This window comes from Dyella sp. NPDC103356 (assembly GCF_055584465.1).
This window is the reverse complement of the sequence record NZ_JBVJLZ010000007.1, coordinates 92,655-109,577: the sequence shown is the minus strand read 5'-3', so window position 1 is coordinate 109,577 and position 16,923 is coordinate 92,655. Positions and strand designations below refer to the sequence as shown.

The following is a 16,923-nucleotide window of genomic DNA, read 5'->3' as shown; positions in this document are numbered from 1 at the left end:
TCTACACCCGCCGCAACAACCCAGGCGGCGCCTGCTCCAGATAACGCCGCGTCCAGGTAATTCGACTCCCGTCATCCATATGCAGCCGATATTCGCCATCGGGCCAGGGCGCGAGTTCGTGGATCGCCGCAAGGCGCACCAGCGTCGAACGATTGATGCGTACAAAGCAAGCAGGATCCAGGCGTGCCTGCATGCGTTCCAGCGTGCCGCGCATCCGATGCCTACGGCCATCGGCATGAATGTCCAGATAGTTGCGATCGGCCTCGATACGGCTGATCCGTTCGACGGGAATCAGCTCGGCGCGGCTGTCTGCCTCGATCAGCAAATGCGCGACGTAGCCGACGGGCGCAGGCAAGGCGTCCAACAAACCCTCCAGCCGCTGTCCGATATCCTGTCGCGGTGACAGTCGTTGCCGCAGACGCTGCAGGAGCCGATCGAAGCGTTCCGGGCTGACGGGTTTGAGCAGGTAGTCGAATGCATGCACTTCGAAAGCCTGCAGGGCATAGTCGCCATGCGCAGTGACGAAGATCACTTCAGACGGCAACGAATCGCCCAGGGCCTCCAGCACAGCGAACCCATCCATGTCCGGCATGCGCACGTCGAGCAATACGACATCGGGTCGTTCGCGCGAAATCAGTGTCACGGCCGCGCCACCGCTATCGGCTTCGCCGATCAGTTCGAAGCCGGCGGCATCCTTTAGGTAACGGCGCAGTTTGTCGCGCGCGGGCGCTTCGTCGTCGACGACGGCAATACGAAGCGTCATGGCGTTGCGATCTCGCGCAAAGGCAGCCAAACGCGTGCCTGCGTCTGATCGGCCACGGTTTCCAGGGCGAGCCCGGCGTCTTCGCCGTAGAGGTGCCGCAGTCTTGCCTGTGTATTGCCCATGCCGATGCCGTGTCCGTGGTGGCGGCTGACAGGACTGCCTTCCTGGTTGCTCACACACAGTTCCACATGCCCATCGCTGGCGCGTGCACGAACGCTCACGTGGTGTTCGACCGCGTTGCCAGCGTGCTCGATGGCGTTTTCCACCAGCGGCTGCAGCACCAGGAATGGCACGCGTACCGAATCCAGGCCTTGGGCGATATCCAGCTTCACCTGCAGACGATCTCCGAAACGGGCTCGTTGGATATCCAGATAGAGCGATAACAGGCGCAGTTCGTCGCTGAGCGTGTGTTCCTGCATATCCGCCTGCAGGGTGGCGCGCAACAGGTCGCCCACGCGCGCCAGCATTTCATCGGCTGCGCGCGGTTGCTCGTACATGGTGGCGGATACGGCATTGAGCGCATTGAACAGGAAATGCGGATTGAGTTGCAGGCGCAAGGCATCCAGCCGTGCATCGGCCAATGCCGATTCCAGCTGCACGGCATGCAGTTCACGTGCACGGCTGGCGCGATAGTGCTGCAATAGCCAAGTGATGCAGGCGGTCAACCCGTAAAGGATCACGTCGCTTGGAAATTCCATGGCGTAGCGCCAGGCCATGACGCCGTAGTCGTAATCGGTGATGCCGACCAGCGGGAAAAGCAGTGCGCGGCTACCCCAGATCAGGCTGGTATGCAGCAACGAAAACACCAGCAACAGGCCGAGATGTCCGGCATAGCGAAAAAGGCGCCCGCCGGTTTGCCGGCGCAGGTGACCCAGCGCCACCGCCAACGGAGGTACCAACAGCCCTGCGCACCAGGCGCCCGTCAGCTCAGTGATGGCGCGTGGCAACAGCACGCCGTGGCGGCCGTTGGCGGCCTCGTCCAGGTAGAGGTGGTAGGCATTGAGCAAGCCTATCGCCGTGCACAGGGCGGCCCAGGCCAGTACGCGTCGCCAAGCCAAGCCCTGAAGGGGTGTAGGTGGCTGGCGGTCAGGGAGGGGCATGCTCGGCTCGTTTGTCGGTGGGCCCGCGCTGTGTAGCATGAAGCCAGGCTTGGCCGCAGCCTGCCTGGGAGGCTTTGTGAGGGCGGTGGACGTCCGCGACTCCTCGCCTCGCACCTTGTATTGCGCGCCCTCACAACCGTAAAATGGCCCGCTTTCGTGTAAGGGAATCATCGACTTAAGAGCGATGAGGTCCAGGCGCTGGGCGGGGAGGGCAAGATGGCGAACTTCGCCGAAAAAGCCTCTGAAATCCGGTGGTTATGGATTCGTCCTCGGGTTGTTCTGATGCGAGAGTGGCGGAATTGGTAGACGCACTGGATTTAGGTTCCAGCGGGTAACACCGTAAGGGTTCGAGTCCCTTCTTTCGCACCATCCCTTTTATTTGATTTTTTTGAGGCGGCAAGGGCCGCCGGCGTCTGTGACGGGCGCCCCATCCAGTTACCCAGGAGACGTCATGCAGGTTTCGGTTGAGAACGTCGGCAAGCTCGAGCGCAAGCTCACGGTCAAGTTTCCCGCAGAGCGCTTCGAATCGCAGGTGACCGCGCGTATCGCGGAGATGGGCCGCACGATCCGCCTGAAGGGTTTCCGCCCGGGCAAGGTGCCCACCACGGTCATCCAGCAGCGCTTCGGTGCGCAGGTGCGTGGTGAGGTGCTTTCCGACCTGATCGGCAGCACGCTGCGTGAAGCGGTGGAGCAGGAAAAGCTGCGCCCGATCGCCAATCCGGCGATCGACACCACGGGTACGCCGGAAAACGGCGAAATCGCCTATACGGCGACGTTCGAAATCATGCCGGAATTCCCGGAAATCGACGTCGCCGCGCTTGAAATCACGCGCCCGGCGGCCGAAGTCGGCGATGCCGACATCGAAAAGATGATCGAGACCCTGCGTCAGCAGCGTCGCAGCTTCGAAGTCGTCGAGCGCGCCTCGGCCGAAGGCGACTTCGTGATGTTCGAGTACTCCGCCCAGGCTGGCGACTACCGCTTCCCGGCCGAAGGCCTGGAGCGCGCCGGCAGCGTGCTCGGCTCGGGCACCCTGTTCAAGGCGCTCGACGAAGCCTTGACCGGCCACCAGGCCGACGACAGCTTCAGCACCGATATCGCTTTCCCGGAAGACTTCCGTAACGACCAGCTGGCCGGCAAGACGGCGCAGGTCGAATTCAAGGTCATCAAGGTGCAGGAGCCGAAGCTGCCCGAAGTCGACGCCGACTTTGCCCAGCTGTTCGGCGTGGCCGATGGCGACCTGGACACCTTCCGCAAGGAAGTCCGCGCCAATCTGGAGCGCGAGCTCAAGGCCACCCTCATGGCCCGCCTGAAAGGCGAAGTGGCCGAAAAGCTGGCCGATGCCCACCCGGAACTCGATGTGCCGAATCTGATGGTGCAGTCCGAGGCCCGTGGTCTGGCCGCCGGCAGCGTGCCACGTGGCCAACAGCCGCCGCCGCAGCTGATCGAGGCTGCCACCCCGGTGGCTCGCAAGCGCGTCATCGCCGGCCTGCTGATGGGCGAGATCTCCCGCAAGCAGAACCTCGTGATCGACCGCAAGCGCGTTGCCGAGCAGTTGGCCGCGATTGCCTCGACCTATGAAGAACCCGAAAAGGTCGTTGAACTTTATAACAATGACCCCCAATTGATGTCTGGGCTGCAAAACCGCGTCATGGAAGACCAGGTCGCCGAGTGGGTTGCGGAACACGCCAAAACCACGACGCAGACGCTGAGCTTCGACGAAGTGATGCGCCCGGTCGGTGCCTGATTGAATTAAATCAGGCACTCTAAAGACAGGCACATCAACCGGAGAGCCACAAGCATGGCCATGGACCCGATCCAAGACCTCAACCTGGTGCCGATGGTCGTCGAGCAGACGGCCCGCGGCGAGCGCTCGTACGACATCTATTCGCGCCTCCTGAAGGAGCGCGTGATCTTTCTTGTCGGCGAAGTGAACGACCAGGTCGCCAATCTGCTGGTGGCGCAGATGCTGTTCCTCGAGTCGGAAAACCCCGACAAGGACATTCATCTGTACATCAACAGTCCGGGCGGCGTCGTAACCGCCGGTTTGGCGATCTACGACACCATGCAATTCATCAAGCCCGACGTCAGCACGATGTGCATCGGCCAGGCCTGCAGCGCCGCGTCGCTGCTGCTGATGGCAGGTGCCAAGGGCAAGCGCTATTCGTTGCCCAATTCGCGCGTCATGATCCATCAGCCCTCGGGCGGTGCGCGTGGCCAGGCGACCGACATCGAAATCCAGGCCCAGGAAATCCTGTACCTGCGCCGCCGCCTGAACGATATCTACGTTCAGCATACCGGCCAGCCCCTGGACAAGATCGAGCGCGATATGGAGCGTGACCGCTTCATGAGTGCCGAAGCCGCCCGCGAATACGGCCTGATCGACGCCGTACTCGACCGCCGTGGCGTCGAATCGGTCAAATCCGCCTGATTAACGGCGTTTTCCCGGTCGGAAAAAGGGGTTCTGTGTCTGGATGCAGACACGGAACCCTGTGTTATTCTCGGGCCGCAACCGTTTTAAAAGCAGGATCCAAAGCATGAGCGACGAGCGGCAGGGCCGTTCCAACGACAGCGGCAAGATTCTCTACTGCTCCTTCTGCGGCAAAAGCCAGCATGAAGTGCGCAAGCTGATCGCGGGTCCCTCCGTGTTCATCTGCGACGAGTGCGTAGAGCTGTGCAACGACATCATCCGTGAGGAGCTTGAGGAAAAGGCCGCCTCCGGGCGCAGCCAGCTGCCCAAGCCCAAGGAAATCATGGAGACCCTCGACCAGTACGTGGTCGGGCAGATGCGTGCCAAGAAAGCGCTGGCGGTGGCGGTTTACAACCACTACAAGCGGATGGAGTCGCGCCAGAAGGCCGATGACGTCGAGCTTGGCAAATCCAATATTCTGTTGATCGGTCCGACCGGTTCGGGCAAGACGTTGCTGGCCGAAACGCTGGCGCGCCTGCTCAATGTGCCGTTCACGATCGCCGATGCCACCACGCTGACCGAAGCCGGCTATGTCGGTGAGGACGTGGAAAACATCATCCAGAAGCTGCTACAGAAGTGCGACTACGACGTCGACAAGGCGCAGTCGGGCATCGTCTATATCGACGAAATCGACAAGATTTCGCGTAAGAGCGAGAACCCGTCGATCACCCGCGACGTGTCCGGCGAAGGTGTGCAGCAGGCTCTGCTGAAGCTGATCGAAGGCACGTTGGCGTCAGTGCCGCCGCAGGGCGGCCGCAAGCATCCGCAGCAGGAATTCCTGCAGGTCGACACCAAGAACATTCTGTTCATGTGTGGCGGCGCGTTCGCGGGGCTGGAGAAAGTCATCCAGCAGCGTTCCGAGACCACGGGTATCGGCTTCTCCGCCGAGGTCCGCAGCAAGGAACGCACCGAGAACCTGGGCAAGGTGCTGGCCGATGTCGAGCCCGCCGATCTGGTCCGTTACGGTCTGATTCCCGAGTTTGTGGGTCGTTTGCCGGTCGTCGCGACGCTGGACGAACTGGATGAGCCCGCTCTGGTGAAAATTCTCACCGAGCCGAGGAACGCCGTGACCAAGCAGTTCCGTCGTCTGTTCGAGATGGAAGGCGTGGAGCTGGAATTCCGTCCGGAAGCGTTGCAGGCCATTGCCCGCAAGGCGCTCAAGCGCAAGACCGGTGCACGCGGCCTGCGTACGATCCTGGAGCAGGTGCTGCTCGACACCATGTACGAGCTGCCGTCGCTCGAGCACGTCAGTAAAGTCGTGGTCGACGACGCCGTCATCGACGGCCAGGCCGAACCGTACCTGATTTATCGCGGCAATCTGCAGCAGCAGCGGATTGCGGGTGAGTCGGGTGGGGACGCCGCCTGAAAACGGTAGGGAGGAGATGGGCTTACGTCCGTTTCCTCCTGATGTCTCACGCCTCACAGGCGATACATCGTCTAAACATAACGGCCCCGACAGGGGCCGTTTGCTTATCCACTTGTACTGAACTGTCGGCGCCTCCACTTGACGTATAAGTGACCCCGGCGCAGTGTCGGGGCGAGCCGAACTTGTCTCCTTCGAGGGATTTTTTTACATGGCAAAAAACGCCTCACTACCCGTAGCCACCGGATCTGCACTGGATGCTTTGCCAGTGTTGCCATTGCGCGACGTGGTGGTTTATCCCCATATGGTCATTCCCCTGTTCGTCGGCCGTGACAAGTCGATGCGCGCGCTCGAACGCGCGATGGAAGGGGAGCGGCAGATTCTCCTGGTGGCACAGAAGAGCCCGGATATCGACGATCCGGAAATCGACGATCTGCACCAGATCGGTACGCTTGCCGGTGTCCTGCAGTTGCTGAAACTGCCCGATGGCACCGTCAAGGTGCTGGTCGAAGGGCAGTCGCGCGTGTCGATCGACAACTACAACGAAGACGGCGGCATGCTCACCGCGACGTCGCGCGTCATTGAGTCGGTCTACAGCGCCAAGGAGCGCGAGCTCGACGTAGTATCGCGCACGCTGATCTCGCTGTTCGAGCAGTTGGTCAAGCAGAGCCGCAAGCTGCCGCCGGAAGTATTGGCGACGCTGTCGGGTATCGACGATCCGTCGCGTCTGGCCGATTCGATCGCCGCGCATCTTTCGGTGCGCATGGCGGACAAGCAGAAAGTGCTCGAAACGGCCGACGTCGGTCAGCGTCTCGAATTGCTGATCGGCCTGGTCGATGGCGAGATGGATCTGCAGCAGGTGGAAAAGCGCATCCGCGGCCGCGTCAAGTCGCAGATGGAAAAGAGCCAGCGCGAGTACTACCTCAACGAGCAGATGAAGGCGATCCAGAAGGAGCTCGGCGAGAGCGAGGATGGCCCGAACGAAATCGAAGAGCTGCAGAAAAAGATCGAATCGGCCGGCATGCCCAAGGCGGTGCTGACCAAGGCGCGCCAGGAATTTGGCAAGCTCAAGCAGATGTCGCCGATGTCGGCCGAAGCCACGGTCGTGCGCAATTATCTGGACTGGCTGGTCGGTGTGCCGTGGAAGAAGCGTTCCAAGGTGCGCAAGGATCTGCAGATGGCGCAGGAAGTGCTCGATGCCGATCACTTCGGCCTGGAGAAGGTCAAGGATCGCATCCTTGAATACCTCGCCGTGCAGCAACGCGTGAACGTGATGAAAGGCCCGATCCTGTGCCTGGTCGGCCCGCCTGGCGTGGGTAAGACCTCGCTGGGTCAATCGATCGCCAAGGCGACGAACCGCAAGTTCGTCCGCATGAGCCTGGGCGGTGTGCGCGATGAAGCGGAAATCCGCGGCCATCGTCGTACCTACATCGGTTCGATGCCGGGCCGCATTGTGCAGAACATGAACAAGATCGGCACCAAGAATCCGCTGTTCGTGCTGGACGAAATCGACAAGATGTCGATGGACTTCCGCGGCGATCCGTCGTCGGCCTTGCTCGAAGTGCTCGATCCGGAGCAGAACCATACGTTCAACGATCACTACCTCGAAGTGGATCTCGATCTGTCCGAGGTGATGTGGATTGCTACCGCGAACTCGCTGAACATTCCGGGCCCGCTGCTCGATCGTATGGAAGTGATCCGTATCCCGGGTTACACCGAAGACGAGAAGCTGGCGATCGCGCAGCGTTACCTGTTGCCCAAGCAACTGAAGGCCAACGGCCTCAAGCCCGAGGAGCTCAAGGTGTCCGAAGACGCCGTGCGCGACATCGTGCGCTACTACACGCGTGAGTCGGGCGTGCGCAGCCTGGAGCGCGAAGTCTCCAAGATCTGCCGTAAGGTGGTGAAGGAACTGACCCTGGGCGAGGTCAAGAAAGCCAAGGCCAAGGCGAAGACAGCCGAAGCCAAGACTGCCAAGTCGAAGGCGAAGTCGAGCTCGATCCAGGTCGATTCGAGCAACCTCGAGCAGTACCTGGGCGTGCGCCGTTTCGATTTCGGCCGCAAGGAATTGCAGAACGAAGTCGGCCTGGTGACCGGTCTGGCCTGGACCCAGGTGGGCGGCGATCTGCTCAGCATCGAGGCGTCCGTGGTCAACGGCAAGGGCAGGCTGGTGCATACCGGTCAGCTCGGTGACGTGATGAAGGAGTCGATCCAGGCTGCATTGTCGGTGGTGCGTGCGCGCACCGAGCAGTTGGGCATCGATCCGACCTTCCATGAGAAGCTCGACGTGCACATCCACGTGCCCGAAGGCGCGACACCGAAGGATGGTCCGAGCGCGGGTATCGCCATGTGCACCGCACTGGTGTCCGTGCTCACCAAGGTGCCGGTACGTTCGGAAGTGGCGATGACCGGCGAGATCACGCTGCGTGGTCGTGTGCTGCCGATCGGCGGCCTGAAGGAAAAGCTGCTGGCAGCGCACCGCGGTGGCATTACCACCGTGATCATTCCGGACGAGAACAAGAAGGATTTGGCCGATATTCCGGACAACATCACCAGCTCGCTGGATATTCATCCGGTGCGTTGGATCGATGAAGTGCTCGACATTGCGTTGGAGCGTCCGTTGCAACCGCTCGCCAAAGAAGGCGAACCGGCTGCGGGCAAGGTCGACAATACGGTGGAAGATTCAAACGAAGCTCACGTGCGACCGCATTGATATCGCGCAAGTTTTGTTCGATGCATCACAAAAGAGGCGTGCTTGGCACGCCTCTTTTTTTTGGCGAATGAATCGACGCGCAACGCATACTTTGACGTTGTTGCATGTCGTCATCGACATGCGCTATAGGCCGGAAAACGTTGGTACAACTTGTATTGCGGACCCTAAGGGGCACTGGTATAAAGGGCGGCACCGCCATCCAGACGCTGCGAAGAGCGAAAGCGATGCGGGGTCGCGGGGTAGCGTTTGATCCGTCCACCTTATGGTTGGCGGCGCTGCTTCGTCCCAGACTGATTACGCGGGCTGCATAACCGTATTGAAGGGAGTGTCTCAATGAATAAAACCGATCTGATCAATGCCGTCGCCGAGAAGGCCGAGCTCACCAAGGCCGACGCCGGCCGCGCGCTCGAGGCGTTCTTCGAGACCGTGCAGAAGGCTCTGAAGAAGGGCGACGACGTATCGGTCGTTGGCTTCGGTACCTTCACCGTGCGCAAGCGCGCCGCTCGCACCGGTCGTAACCCGCGCACCAACGAAGTGATCAAGATCAAGGCTTCGAAGGTCCCGGCCTTCAAGGCTGGCAAGACGCTGAAGGATGCCTTAAACTAAGCGGCTACCCGCTTGGTTTTGGGTGCTTAGCTCAGCGGTAGAGCGTCGCCCTTACAAGGCGAGGGTCGTAGGTTCGATCCCTACAGCACCCACCAGATTGTGTGGAGCGGTAGTTCAGTCGGTTAGAATGCTGGCCTGTCACGCCGGAGGTCGCGGGTTCGAGTCCCGTCCGCTCCGCCACAGAACGCAAGGGCGCCCATGTGGCGCCTTTGTTATTTACGTCCCGGCGCGGGGCCGGGTGTCGGAAACGATTGCGAGATCACTTCAATGTTGCAGGCACTACGTAACAAGCTACACGGATGGCCAGCCATCGTCGTTTTGGGCGTTTGCGTGTTTGCCGTGGCATTTTTCGGTATCGAGTCCTATTTCCTGGGCAATACCGAAACGTTCGTCGCCAAGGTCGGCAAGCATGAAATCAGCCAGCAGGAGTTTCAGAATCGCCTGAACAGCCTGCGCCAGCAGACCGCTGAGCAGAAAGGCGATACGAGCGTCTACGAAAAGCCGGAAATGAAGCAGCGCGTGCTGGATGCGATGATCGCGCAGACGCTGCTGACCCAGACCGGCGAAGATCTCGGCATGCGCGTGTCCAGTGGCGCGGTACGCGAGCGCATTGCGTCGCTGCCGTACTTCCAGATCAACGGACAGTTCGATCCGAACACCTATCGCGCGCTGTTGGCCGCACAGGGCATGGCGCCGACCACGTTCGAGGGTCAGGTTCGTTCGGACCTGCAGGTGCAGCAGTTGCCTGATGCTCTGGCCGGCAGCGCGATCGTCACCGACGCGGACGTGGATCGTTTCCTGAACATCAATTTCCAGCGCCGCAACCTCCGCTTCGTGGCACTGCCGCACCCGACCGGCGTCGACAGCAATGTCACCGACGCGCAGATCGATGCGTACTACAAGGCACACCAGGCTGACTTCATGAGCCCCGAAACGGTGTCTCTGAGCTACCTCGAAGTCAACGGCGCGGACCTCAAGCCCGAAGCGCAGGCCAGCGACGAAGAGCTCAAGAAGCGCTACGAAGCGGCAAAGCAGCGCTTCCAGAAGCCCGAGCAGCGCCTGGTCTCGCACATCCTGATCAACGTGCCCAAGAACGCGACGCCGGAGCAGCAGAAGGTGGCGCTGGCCAAGGCCGAAAAGATCGCCGCAGAAGCCACGCCGCAGAACTTCGCCAAGCTGGCCGAACAGGATTCGGAAGACTTGGGCTCGAAGCGTCAGGGCGGTGATCTGAGCTGGCTGGAAAAAGGCATTGCCAACCCGGCGTTCGACACCGCGCTGTTCTCCATGCAGAAGGGCCAGATCTCCAAGCCGGTGCTGTCGCCTGACGAGGGCTACCACATCATCTACCTCCGCGACGTGCGTGCGGGTGAGGTCAAGCCGTTCGAAGAAGTGCGTGCACAGCTGGCGCAGGAAGCGGCCAAGGCCGATAGCGATCGCCTGTACAACGATTTCGCCGGCAAGCTTGCGGACAAGACCTACCAGTCGCCGTCTTCGCTGGATCCGGCCGCGCAGGAACTCAAGCTGACGGTCAAGACCACGGAAGCATTCTCGCGCCAGGGCGCGGCGACGGGCATCGCGGCAAATCCGAAAGTCGTCACGGCGGCGTTTTCCGACGACGTGCTGGCCCAGGGTAACAACTCGGGTCTGATCGACCTGGGTGGCGATCATGCCGTCGTGGTGCGCGTCGACAAGCATGTTGCATCTGCCGTCCGTCCGCTGGCTCAGGTCAGCGACGAGATCCGCAAGAAGATTGTCGACGAACGCACGGTGGCTGCAGCCAAGCAGCAAGCGGATGCGCTGCTCGCTCGCCTGCAGAAGGGCGAAGATCTGCAAACCGTTGCAACGTCCCTGGGTGCTACCGTACGCACCGTCAACGACGTCCAGCGCGGTCAGGACCAGGTTCCGCCGGAACTGCTGACGCAGGCATTCAAGCTGCCGCATCCGGTGGAAGGCAAGCCGCAGTATGCGTCGGTAGCGTTGCCCGATGGGAGCTTCGATCTGCTGGCGCTCGACAAGGTCGAGGGCGCCGACCTGTCGAAGATGACGCCGGACGATCGCAACTCGCTGCGCACGCAGATGCAGCAGACCTTCGGTGCGATGCAGACGAATGGTTTGATCGAAGCGCTTAAAGCCACCGCGGATATCAAGATCGCGACGGATCGTATGTAAGCATCGATGACGTTTGCTAAAAAAGGCGGCCAGTTGGCCGCCTTTTTTTTATTCAGGCGATGCGAAGCGAACCTACGATCAAATCCCAGTCATCCCAAGAATGCTGTAACCCGCATCGACATGCATGATTTCCCCGGTCACGCCCGACGCAAGATCCGAGCACAGAAACGCGCCGACGTTACCTACTTCATCGATGGTGACGCTGCGACGTAGCGGTGCATTCTCATCGACGTGATCGAGCATCTTGCGAAAATTGGCGATGCCCGCCGCGGCCAGGGTCTTGATCGGACCTGCCGATATCGCGTTGACGCGCGTGCCCTCCGGTCCAAGATTGAAAGCCAGATAGCGCACGTTCGCTTCGAGGCTGGCCTTGGCCAGGCCCATGACGTTGTAGTGGGTCAGGGCGCGTTCCGCACCGAGATAACTCAGCGTGAGAATCGCGCCGCCGCGGTCGGCCATCATCGGCCGGGCGGCCTTGGCGAGTGCGGCGAGGCTGTAGCTGGAAATGTCATGCGCGATGGAGAAGTTTTCGCGCGTAAGGTTATCCAGAAAACCGCCCTGAAGCGCTTCACGTGGTGCATAACCGACAGAGTGCACCAGGATGTCGAAACCGTCCCAATGCTTGCCGAGTTCGGCCACCATGTCGGCGATCTGTGCGTCCTCGGCAACGTCGCATGGCAGGACGATATTGGAGCCGAAGGCGTTGGCCGCTTCGTCGACGCGGTCTTTGAGGCGATCATTCTGATAGGTGAAGGCAAGCTGGGCGCCTTCGCGATGCATGGCATTGGCGATGCCCCAGGCGATCGATCGCTGACTGGCGATACCGACGATCAGAGCTCGCTTACCGTGAAGAAATCCCATGGCATCCTCCTGAGGACCGACAAGGTGCGCCTTCGGGCGCTGCCGCAGGAGTTTAGCTGCCGCTGACCTTGATCGTCTGACCCGGCTTCAGTTTGGCGCCCTGCAGGCCATTCCAGCGCTGCAGCTGCTTGGTGGTCACGCTGTAGCGCCTTGCGATGGTCGATAAGGTGTCGCCGGATTTGATCTTGTATGTCGTCGCCTTGGCGCGCTTGCCGTGCTTGGCCTGGCCCGGGGTCGAATCCTGATCATCGGCCGACGATCCGGCGTCGTTTATCGACGCCAGCGAGGCATCGTTTGTATCTGTGACGCTGTTGCCGGCCTGCAGGGAGGACTGGCGGAACTGTTCGGCCTTGTCGCTGGGCAGCAACAGGTACGACGCGACATTCGGATCCACCGTATTGCTGCGAAAGCCGGAGTTGAGGAACTTGAAATCGTTGACCGACATGCCCGCGTGGCTGGCGGCCTGCGTTACCGGCATGGCATGGTCGACGTCGACCTTGACCAGACGCTGTTCGGAAGGCAGTTGCGGCAAGGTGACATGGAAGCGCTCGGGCTCGCGAACGACGCAGGCCATGGCCAGCAGCTTGATCAGATGCTCGCGTGTGACGCGCTTGACCGGCATGCGCGGAATCGCCGGATCGGCGGCGGGCGTGCCGTACTTGTCGGTCATGTTGCGCACCGAAAACTCACCCGCGTTGTACGCGTAATCGACCATGCGCCAATCGCCAAGGTCGTCGTAGTAGCGGCGCAGCAGCGTCATGACCTTGTCGGTGGCTTGCGGCACGTCGAGGCGTCCGTCATAGCGCTTGTCCACGCGCATGCCCAGCGCTTGCGCGGTCACCGGCATGATCTGCCACATGCCGGCAGGGTTCCCTTTGTGTCCGGGCACGGGCTGGTAGTGGCTTTCGACCCAGGGCAGCAACACGAATTCGCCAGCGACCTGATGTTTGGCGGCGATCTGCTGCACATAGGCGAGATGCGGTAGTACGTCGCTCAGCTGGCTCTCGAAACGCTGCGGGTTGCGCGTAAATGCGTTGGCCGCGCTCATGATGGCCGGGTCGGCGTCGCAGTCGTCCATCGCGAAGCTGTTGCGCAAGTTGCCCCATACGTCGCCGGACGCGACCGGTTCCGCGGTAGCGGCAGGACCTGTCGGGTGGGCGATATCGGTGACCACCGGCGTGCTCTTGGGCGGCGTGATGCTGGGTGCGCGACTTGCCGGTTGCGGTGTCGTGCTTACGCAAGCGGCAAGCAAACTGGTGAGCGCCAGAGGAAGCGGGCGAAGGTGTCGAGGGTTCATCCGCGAAAGTCATCCTTGGCAGCACGCAAGACCGCAAAGCGGCCGACACGATCGGAGGTGGCATGTTCCTGTCGGGCGCACCAGGCCATCACATCGGGGCTGTCGACCCGCAGGAAAGGATTGGCAGCCAGCTCGTCCGACAGCGCGATGGGGACGCTGGGCTTGCCGGCATGGCGCAAGGTCGCAACCTGGTCCAGCCGTGCCTGCAGAGCGGCATTGTCCGGTTCCACGGTCAGCGCAAAGCGCCCATTGGCTGCGGTGTATTCGTGGGCGCAGCAGACCAGGGTATGTGCCGGCAGGGCGCGCAGGCGGTCAAGCGAGGCAAGCATCTGGGCCGGCGTGCCTTCGAACAGGCGACCGCAGCCGAGGCTGAACAAGGTGTCGCCGCACAGCAGCAGATCTTCGCCGGAAAACGCGATATGGCTGACCGTGTGGCCGGGGACGGCGATCACTTCGAAACGCGCGGTCGGATGGTCGAGGATGACGCTGTCGCCATCGGCCACCCATTGCGTGGCCACCGTGATGCGCTCGTCCTTCGGCGCGTAGACCGGGACGAAACGATGCTCCAGCAAGGCCGACACGCCACCGATATGGTCGCCATGGTGATGGGTGAGCAAGATCGCGCACAGGGTGAGCTTGCGCTCGGCCAGTGCCTGCTCCACCGGAGCGGCATCGCCCGGATCGACGACGATGGCGTGACCGGCATCGTCGTGCAGCAACCAGATGTAATTGTCGGCAAGCGCCGGTAACGGTACGACGTGCAAGGAAGACCCCACTGCGGTTTCGTATCGACTGACGCATGCATCCTGCGTGCGCAAGGCAAGCGACTATAAAGCCGCCTTCCTGCCCGCTCGTTAGCTAGGTGTTAAAGGCTGGCACGGCCATTCAGGCTTGTGTCGGCCGGCACATCGAAGCTGCGGCAGCCATTACACTGTGCGCTGCAGATTCACTCCCGGGCCGTCGACGCATGCTTCAGCGCGACAACGACATCTACACCAGCACGCCGCTCCACGGACTGGTCGCTGAAGAATCGGTTGCCCTGTCGGCCGATCTGCAGCGCTGTGCCGGCAAGCACGGGCTGTTGCTGACCGCCGTGACCGGCGATATGTCGCCCGGCCTGCCCATGCTCAACCACTGGGTGCGCCTGACCTTGGGGCAGGGGCGATTCCAGGGTGACCTGAAGGGCCGTGCGGATGAGCCGCTGCCTTTCCTGGACGAGTCGTTCGAACTGGTCATGCTGCGGCACGCGCTGGAAGTGGCGCCCGCGCCGCGCGCCCTGCTGGACGAGGCGATCCGCGTGCTGGCTCCGGGCGGTACCCTGGCGCTGACCGGCGTGCACCCTTTCAGCGCGTGGAACCCGTGGCTGCGGTGGCGCACGCGCCCGGCGCCGGTCTCGCTGATGTCGCCCTGGGTGGTGGAGCACTGGCTCCGCGCCAATGACCTCAGCGTCGAGCGCGTGCAGCGCGTCGGCCGCTGGCGACCCGGTGCGGTGGAGGAATGGCGAGTCACGCCGCTCCTGGGCGGGGGCTATGTGCTGGTTGCGCGCAAACGCCGTCACGCCATGACGCCCACGCGTCTGCGCCCCAAGGCGGTGGCCGCTCCCGTTGGTGTTGGCCTGGCCCCTGGCGCCCGCCGCAGTGCCGCTTGAGCGGCATCTTTGTTCCTTGGCGAATATGAAACTTAAGGTGGTTGTTTGACTGACGTACAAGCTTTTACCGACGGTGCCTGTCTGGGCAATCCTGGCCCGGGTGGCTGGGCCGCGTTGTTGCGTGCCAAGGGTACCGAACGGATGTTGGCCGGCGGTGAGCCGGCGACGACCAATAACCGCATGGAACTGATGGGCGCGATCGCCGCGCTCGAGGCCCTGACCCGGCCCTGCAAGGTCGTGCTTTGCACCGATTCGCGCTATGTCATGCAAGGCATCGAGGAATGGGTGCCCAAATGGAAAGCCAACGGCTGGCGTACCGCCGACAAGAAGCCCGTAAAGAACCAGGACCTGTGGGAGCGCCTGTCGCAGGCGGTGAGTCCGCACCAGGTAACATGGCAGTGGGTGAAAGGGCATAACGGTCACGTTGAAAACGAGCGTGTCGACGTTGCCGCCCGTCAGCAGGCAGAACTGTTCAAGGTGAGCGCATGAGGCAGATTGTTCTCGATACCGAAACCACCGGCCTGGAAGTCCGCCAGGGGCATCGGCTGATCGAAATCGCCTGCGTGGAAATGATCGAGCGCCGTCCCACCGGCAACAACTACCAGACCTATCTCAATCCCGAACGTGCGATCGACGAAGGCGCGCGTCAGGTCACCGGTATCGAAGACGAGTTCCTGCTCGACAAACCGTTCTTTGCCGATGTGGTGGATGAGTTCCTCCAGTTCATCGACGGCGCCGAGCTGATCATTCACAACGCGACCTTCGACGTCGGCTTTCTCGATGCGGAGCTTGAGCGTGCCGGTCGCGGCAAGATCGCCGATCGTTGCACCGTCCTCGATACGCTGGTGATGGCGCGCGAGCGTTATCCCGGGCAGCGCAACAGCCTCGATGCCTTGTGCAAGCGCCTGGGTGTGGACAACTCCGGTCGCGATCTGCACGGCGGCCTGATCGATGCGCAGCTGCTGGCCGAAGTCTATCTGTACATGACTTCGGGCCAGGTTGCGCTCGATCTTGGGTTTGAAGGCGCCGCGGAGCAGGGGCCCAATCACGTTGCGGTTCCGCTGCGGCTCGATCGCCGGCCGCGCGTTTTGCGCGCCAGCGAAGAAGAACAGGTGCTGCACGAGGGCCGGCTCGATGCGCTCGACAAGAGCGCCGGCGGTAGCAGCGTATGGCGTGCGCAGCATGCGCCTGCCGCGCTGGAAGCGAAGGTTTCCTGAACGCGTACCCTTAGTGCACGCGGGCAAGGATGGCGGTGATGTTGTCCTTGCCGCCGTGGTCGAGCGCGGCAAGCAAAAGATGATCGATACATTCCTGCGCGGCAAGGTCGCGGCGTTCGATGGTGCTGGCGATCGTGTTGTCGCTCAGCTCTTCGGTCAGACCGTCGCTGCAAAGCAAAAAGCTCGTACCCGGCGTCATGCGCCCACGAGCCATGCCGATATGCAACTGGTCGGCGGCGGTAATGCCCAATGCCTGCGTGATCACATTGCGTTGCGGGTGCCGCGTTGCCTGGGAGGCATCGAGTGTTCCGGCCTCGACCATCTCCTGCACCAGCGAATGGTCGTGGCTGATCTGGCGCAGATGTCCTTGCCATAGGTAAACGCGACTGTCGCCGACCCAGGCCACCTCGTAGCTGTCGGTCGTCATGCGTAGCGCCGCGATCGTCGTGCCCATCGGCAGGCTGTCATGCCTGCCGCGCGCCTGTGCCTGCTGCATCAGGCGCTCGTTCGCCGCACGCACGGCATCGATCAGACTGTGGCCGCGCGTAACCAGATCGGTCACGGCATCGCGGACCAGGGCGGAGGCCACCTCACCATGGCGATGGCCGCCCATGCCATCGGCGACCAGGAACAATCCCAGCGATGCGTCGGCGTAGTAAGTGTCCTCATTGCGCGTACGGCGCAGGCCGACGTGGGTTCCGTGTCCGAACTCGATCATGATG

The 16,923-nt window shown here is 62.0% G+C and carries 15 protein-coding genes and 3 tRNA genes; 12 read left to right on the top strand and 6 right to left on the bottom strand.

Annotation, left to right across the window (positions count from 1 at the left end; translation table 11 throughout):
• Position 1 precedes the first annotated feature (1 nt).
• Positions 2-763: a LytR/AlgR family response regulator transcription factor gene (locus ACZ6WW_RS17020; RefSeq protein ID WP_465275248.1), complete on the bottom strand. Its 762-nt coding sequence runs from the start codon at positions 761-763 to the stop codon at positions 2-4.
• Positions 760-1,863, bottom strand: a complete 1,104-nt coding sequence (locus tag ACZ6WW_RS17015) for a sensor histidine kinase (RefSeq protein ID WP_465275247.1) — start codon at positions 1,861-1,863, stop codon at positions 760-762. Before ACZ6WW_RS17015 ends, ACZ6WW_RS17020 begins: the two co-directional genes overlap by 4 nt.
• A gap of 284 nt (positions 1,864-2,147) precedes the next feature.
• Here ACZ6WW_RS17015 and ACZ6WW_RS17010 point away from each other — a divergent pair.
• The 9 genes from ACZ6WW_RS17010 to ACZ6WW_RS16970 all read left to right on the top strand — a co-directional run bounded on the left by ACZ6WW_RS17010 (position 2,148) and on the right by ACZ6WW_RS16970 (position 11,178).
• Positions 2,148-2,232: transfer RNA gene (locus tag ACZ6WW_RS17010), tRNA-Leu, on the top strand.
• 82 nt (positions 2,233-2,314) lie between these two features.
• The gene (gene tig / locus ACZ6WW_RS17005) at positions 2,315-3,607 is read left to right on the top strand and encodes a trigger factor (RefSeq protein WP_281849431.1); all 1,293 of its coding nucleotides are present in this window, start codon (positions 2,315-2,317) and stop codon (positions 3,605-3,607) included.
• Positions 3,608-3,667: 60 nt separating this feature from the next.
• Positions 3,668-4,291, top strand: coding sequence for an ATP-dependent Clp endopeptidase proteolytic subunit ClpP (gene clpP, locus ACZ6WW_RS17000; RefSeq protein ID WP_465275246.1), 624 nt, complete (start codon positions 3,668-3,670; stop codon positions 4,289-4,291).
• Positions 4,292-4,397: 106 nt separating this feature from the next.
• Complete coding sequence (gene clpX / locus ACZ6WW_RS16995; protein WP_281849428.1) at positions 4,398-5,696, top strand: ATP-dependent Clp protease ATP-binding subunit ClpX; 1,299 nt, start codon at positions 4,398-4,400, stop codon at positions 5,694-5,696.
• Positions 5,697-5,904: 208 nt separating this feature from the next.
• On the top strand, positions 5,905-8,403 hold the full coding sequence (lon, locus tag ACZ6WW_RS16990; protein WP_465275245.1) for an endopeptidase La: 2,499 nt from the start codon (positions 5,905-5,907) through the stop codon (positions 8,401-8,403).
• A gap of 315 nt (positions 8,404-8,718) precedes the next feature.
• On the top strand, positions 8,719-9,009 hold the full coding sequence (locus tag ACZ6WW_RS16985) for an HU family DNA-binding protein (RefSeq protein ID WP_465275349.1): 291 nt from the start codon (positions 8,719-8,721) through the stop codon (positions 9,007-9,009).
• Between the two features lie 20 nt (positions 9,010-9,029).
• Positions 9,030-9,104, top strand: a tRNA-Val gene (locus ACZ6WW_RS16980).
• Positions 9,105-9,112: 8 nt separating this feature from the next.
• Positions 9,113-9,189 (top strand) — tRNA-Asp (locus ACZ6WW_RS16975).
• Between the two features lie 87 nt (positions 9,190-9,276).
• Positions 9,277-11,178: a SurA N-terminal domain-containing protein gene (locus tag ACZ6WW_RS16970; RefSeq protein ID WP_465275244.1), complete on the top strand. Its 1,902-nt coding sequence runs from the start codon at positions 9,277-9,279 to the stop codon at positions 11,176-11,178.
• 78 nt (positions 11,179-11,256) lie between these two features.
• Here the strand turns inward: ACZ6WW_RS16970 and ACZ6WW_RS16965 are convergent, their stop codons facing one another.
• The 3 genes from ACZ6WW_RS16965 to gloB are packed head-to-tail and all read right to left on the bottom strand — an operon-like array spanning position 11,257 to position 14,100.
• The gene (locus ACZ6WW_RS16965; RefSeq protein WP_465275243.1) at positions 11,257-12,039 is read right to left on the bottom strand and encodes an enoyl-ACP reductase FabI; all 783 of its coding nucleotides are present in this window, start codon (positions 12,037-12,039) and stop codon (positions 11,257-11,259) included.
• Positions 12,040-12,091: 52 nt separating this feature from the next.
• Complete coding sequence (locus ACZ6WW_RS16960) at positions 12,092-13,336, bottom strand: LysM peptidoglycan-binding domain-containing protein (protein ID WP_465275242.1); 1,245 nt, start codon at positions 13,334-13,336, stop codon at positions 12,092-12,094.
• The gene (gene gloB, locus ACZ6WW_RS16955; RefSeq protein ID WP_465275241.1) at positions 13,333-14,100 is read right to left on the bottom strand and encodes a hydroxyacylglutathione hydrolase; all 768 of its coding nucleotides are present in this window, start codon (positions 14,098-14,100) and stop codon (positions 13,333-13,335) included. Before gloB ends, ACZ6WW_RS16960 begins: the two co-directional genes overlap by 4 nt.
• Positions 14,101-14,303: 203 nt before the next feature.
• On the opposite strand from gloB, the gene ACZ6WW_RS16950 reads away from it, so the two are divergent.
• Genes ACZ6WW_RS16950 through dnaQ form a run of 3 tightly spaced genes read left to right on the top strand, consistent with a single transcriptional unit; the run spans position 14,304 to position 16,201 of the window.
• Positions 14,304-14,984 (top strand): methyltransferase domain-containing protein, encoded by a 681-nt coding sequence (locus ACZ6WW_RS16950; RefSeq protein WP_465275240.1) that lies wholly within the window; start codon positions 14,304-14,306, stop codon positions 14,982-14,984.
• 45 nt (positions 14,985-15,029) lie between these two features.
• Positions 15,030-15,473: a ribonuclease HI gene (gene rnhA, locus ACZ6WW_RS16945; protein WP_281849420.1), complete on the top strand. Its 444-nt coding sequence runs from the start codon at positions 15,030-15,032 to the stop codon at positions 15,471-15,473.
• On the top strand, positions 15,470-16,201 hold the full coding sequence (gene dnaQ / locus ACZ6WW_RS16940) for a DNA polymerase III subunit epsilon (RefSeq protein ID WP_465275239.1): 732 nt from the start codon (positions 15,470-15,472) through the stop codon (positions 16,199-16,201). Before rnhA ends, dnaQ begins: the two co-directional genes overlap by 4 nt.
• Positions 16,202-16,211: 10 nt before the next feature.
• Here the strand turns inward: dnaQ and ACZ6WW_RS16935 are convergent, their stop codons facing one another.
• Positions 16,212-16,919 carry a PP2C family protein-serine/threonine phosphatase gene (locus ACZ6WW_RS16935; protein WP_281849418.1) on the bottom strand — a complete coding sequence of 236 codons (708 nt, stop codon included), beginning with the start codon at positions 16,917-16,919 and terminating at the stop codon, positions 16,212-16,214.
• Positions 16,920-16,923: the final 4 nt, after the last annotated feature.